The sequence below is a fragment of the Kosakonia oryziphila genome, from assembly GCF_900094795.1.
Classification (GTDB): Bacteria; Pseudomonadota; Gammaproteobacteria; order Enterobacterales; family Enterobacteriaceae; genus Kosakonia; species Kosakonia oryziphila.
The window spans coordinates 1-3,445 of the sequence record NZ_FMBC01000101.1 but is presented as its reverse complement, the minus strand read 5'-3'; the positions used below and the strand labels follow the sequence as shown (position 1 = coordinate 3,445).

The following is a 3,445-nucleotide window of genomic DNA, read 5'->3' as shown; positions in this document are numbered from 1 at the left end:
CCTTAAGTGCTTTGTCAAAATCGAAGGGCTGGGACATGTGTCATTCCTTTTTGATTGTATATTACTGGAATGACACAGAATTTCTAACACTCCCTACGGATTCTTACACAGCCACTGGATCGGTCAACCGATCCTTAACTGATCGGCATTACGGTCAGTGACCGGCGTTTTTTTTACTTCTTCTCTACCAGATATTTTACTGTGTCTGCGTAGTCTTTCACAAAAGCATCCAAGCTGCTGCCGTCCATACCTTGCTGGTTAACCTGGTATTTCCCGTTAACGAACATGGCCGGAACGCCCTGCAACTGAAGGTCAGCAGCCGCTTTTTCCTGCTGAGCAACCAGTGATTTCACCACGAAGCTGTTCCACGCCGCATCATACTCTTCGCCTTTCACGCCAGCGCTGATGAAGACATCACGGATATCAGCAACGGACTGGATAGTCTGCGTTTTTTGCACCGCTTCAAACATCGGAGCAGTAATTTTATCTTCCACGCCAAGCGCCATTGCAACCGCCCAGGCCTGAGTCATTTCTTTACCCAGCGGCCCCAGAAATTCAACATGATACTTGGTCATTTTGGTGCCCTGCGGCAGCTTTTCTTTCACAGCGCTGGCAACATGCCATACCTGTTCAAAGTCATAGCAATGCGGGCAATAGAACGAAAAGAACTCAAGGACCTGCGGCTCCCCTGCCACTGGCTTATCAAGCGTAATAAACTGCTTACCATCAGTAGGTTGAGCAGCTGCGGCGCTAAAAGCCAAAATCATTCCTGCCAGCGCCAAAAAGATCTTCTTCATGGTTAATTCTCTCCATTTAATACATTGGTGTTAATGCTAAAGGTGGTTCTTGCAGAACATTCACCTGATTCAGAAAAATCGAAGTCTGCCTGCGCCATTGATCTTCACTGCACAGCCATGGGAAGTTTTTCGGAAACGCCGGGTCGTCCCATCGACGAATAAGCCACGCCAGATAGTACACCTGACGCATAGCGCGAAGAGGCTCAATCAAGCCAAGCTCGGTACGATTAAATTCACAAAACTCTTCATATGCTTCAACGATCATCTCCAGTTGCATACGCTGCTCAGCTTTATCGCCATGCAGCAGCATCCATAGATCCTGTACCGCAGGACCATTACGCGCATCGTCTAAGTCAACAAACATCGGCCCGTCACGCCAGAGAATATTTCCGGCATGACAGTCGCCGTGCAGACGCAGGAGGTTGAAACGACTGTGCCACTGCTCCATAACAGCATCAATAAGTTTATCAACGGCGCTCAAAAATGCTTCTTTCAGCGATGCTGGAATAAGCGTCGTGGTTTCAAATAACTGGCGGGGTTCAATTAAATACTCTTTAACACCAATATCAGGGCGATGAGTAAAACGTTTTTTGCTGCCGGTTTGATGCAGTCGCCCGAGATAGCGGCCAACCCATTCCATTTGATCCAGATTGTCGGCTTCGAATTGCCGACCGCCAACGCTTGGAAAGACAGCAAAATAGAACCCCTGATGAGTGAGTAGGGTCTGGTGATTAAAGGCAAGCGGCGCGGCGACCGGTACATCATCGCGCTGAAGATCCAGAGCAAACTCATGCTCTTCAAGGATCTGCGCGGCTGACCAGCGTTCAGGACGATAAAATTTCACCACATAACGACGACGATTTTCGTCCTGAAATTGATAAACGCGGTTTTCGTAGCTATTTAGCGCAGTAAGGCCAGAATCCACACGGATCCCTTGGGCAAATAGCGCATCCATGATGGTGTCGGGGTGCAGTGTCTGGAAAGTAAAAGCGTTACAGGTCATCCGGGCATCCGAAAATTCGACGAATAATTCAGGATACCATTTCGCGGCGCATTCAGTGGCGCCGCTTACAAGCTTTTACTCTTTAATTATGCCACGTGCGCGCAGCAGAGCGGTTTTAAAATCCTCTTCATAATCCTTCTGAATACCAGGGATGACGGCATCTTTTGCCGAGTCACGCATTTTCAGATGATAGATCAGGATGTCATCACTTAAATCGGCCAGTTCACCCTCATAACCTGACTCTTGCGCCAGTTTCTGCAAGAATTGCATTAAGTTTAACTCGGGTTCTTTTTGCCACGCAGGCTGGAGAAGTTCGATAACTTCATTCAGGCGTTTACATTTCATATTCGTGCTCCTTACTCTTGGTACAGACACGTTAGCAGGGTCAAATCCACAATAAAAGAGGCGGTACTGGTGGCAATAAGTGATGCGATAACTGGCGTAATTCTGGCGGGGGGGAAAGCCTCGCGCATGGGCGGAAATGATAAGGGATTATTGCAACTTAACGACCATCCACTTTGGCAGCATGTAGCACAGAAACTGAAGCCGCAGGTGGCAGATATGGTAATTAGCGCTAATCGAAACCTCGATATCTATCGTGCGAGTGGCCTACCCGTGCTGACCGATACGCTATGTGATTATCCTGGGCCGCTGGCAGGAATTCTATCGGTAATGCAGCAACATTCAGGATTATGGTTCCTTTTCTGTCCGTGCGATACCCCTCATATACCGGCAGATCTTGCCATACGGTTACAGAGAAACCGTCAGCAGGCTTTGGCTGTCTGGGTCCACGATGGCGAGCGGGATCACCCAACTATCGCGCTGATTCATCGCGATATCATACCCTTGTTAGAGACATATCTGGCTCGCGGTGAACGCAGGGTAATGGTATTCCTGCGCGAAGTTGGCGGCCATGCGGTGGATTTTAGCGATGTTAAAGGCGCTTTCGTTAATGTGAATACCCCGGAAGATCTGGCTCACTGGCAGGAATCACTATGATCCCACTACTCGCTATTGCCGCATGGAGCGGTACAGGAAAGACCACGCTGCTCAAAAAGTTAATTCCAGAGCTTTGTGCTCATGGTATTCGTCCAGGCTTAATAAAACATACCCACCACGATATGGATGTCGATAAACCGGGTAAAGATAGCTATGAGCTTCGCAAGGCAGGAGCAGCACAGACTCTGGTCGCCAGCTCGCAACGTTGGGCACTGATGACAGAAACACCGGATGAAACCAGTCTGGATCTGGCCTATCTTGCTGGTCGAATGGATGCAACGAAACTGGATTTAGTTCTGGTCGAGGGTTTTAAACATGAGCCCGTGGCTAAAATTATGCTCTGGCGACAGGACTGTGGGCATAATCAGCAAGAACTTATAATGGATGAGCATGTCATCGCGGTAGCCAGCGATGTAGCACTGGAACTTGATGTGCCGGTGCTGAATATAAATGATGTAGCTGAGATTGCTGACTTTATTCTTCGTTGGTTACGCGCATAGTGCGTGACCTTTCATTTCGTTTGAATGCAAAAAGGCCATCCTTACAGATGACCTTTTCACGGGTTTGATGCCTGGCAGTTCCCTACTCTCGCATGGGGAGACCCCACACTACCATCGGCGCTACGGCGTTTCACTTCTGAGTTCGG

At 48.8% G+C, this 3,445-nt stretch carries 5 protein-coding genes and 1 rRNA gene; 2 read left to right on the top strand and 4 right to left on the bottom strand.

Annotated features, from left to right (window positions below; translation table 11 throughout):
- Positions 1-173 precede the first annotated feature (173 nt).
- The 3 genes from dsbA to GA0061070_RS24100 all read right to left on the bottom strand — a co-directional run bounded on the left by dsbA (position 174) and on the right by GA0061070_RS24100 (position 2,145).
- Entirely contained in the window at positions 174-797 is a 624-nt protein-coding gene (gene dsbA / locus GA0061070_RS24110) for a thiol:disulfide interchange protein DsbA (RefSeq protein ID WP_090139046.1), read from the bottom strand.
- Between the two features lie 16 nt (positions 798-813).
- Positions 814-1,800 (bottom strand): serine/threonine protein kinase, encoded by a 987-nt coding sequence (locus GA0061070_RS24105; protein WP_090139043.1) that lies wholly within the window; start codon positions 1,798-1,800, stop codon positions 814-816.
- Positions 1,801-1,875: 75 nt separating this feature from the next.
- Positions 1,876-2,145: a YihD family protein gene (locus GA0061070_RS24100; protein WP_090139041.1), complete on the bottom strand. Its 270-nt coding sequence runs from the start codon at positions 2,143-2,145 to the stop codon at positions 1,876-1,878.
- 69 nt (positions 2,146-2,214) lie between these two features.
- Between GA0061070_RS24100 and mobA the strand changes: the two genes are divergently transcribed.
- Positions 2,215-2,799 carry a molybdenum cofactor guanylyltransferase MobA gene (gene mobA, locus GA0061070_RS24095; RefSeq protein ID WP_090139039.1) on the top strand — a complete coding sequence of 195 codons (585 nt, stop codon included), beginning with the start codon at positions 2,215-2,217 and terminating at the stop codon, positions 2,797-2,799.
- Positions 2,796-3,299, top strand: a complete 504-nt coding sequence (gene mobB / locus GA0061070_RS24090) for a molybdopterin-guanine dinucleotide biosynthesis protein MobB (RefSeq protein ID WP_090139037.1) — start codon at positions 2,796-2,798, stop codon at positions 3,297-3,299. The genes mobA and mobB overlap by 4 nt, the downstream gene beginning before the upstream one ends.
- Positions 3,300-3,368: 69 nt before the next feature.
- Here the strand turns inward: mobB and rrf are convergent.
- Positions 3,369-3,445: ribosomal RNA gene (rrf, locus tag GA0061070_RS26115) — 5S ribosomal RNA — on the bottom strand; the annotation flags it as partial.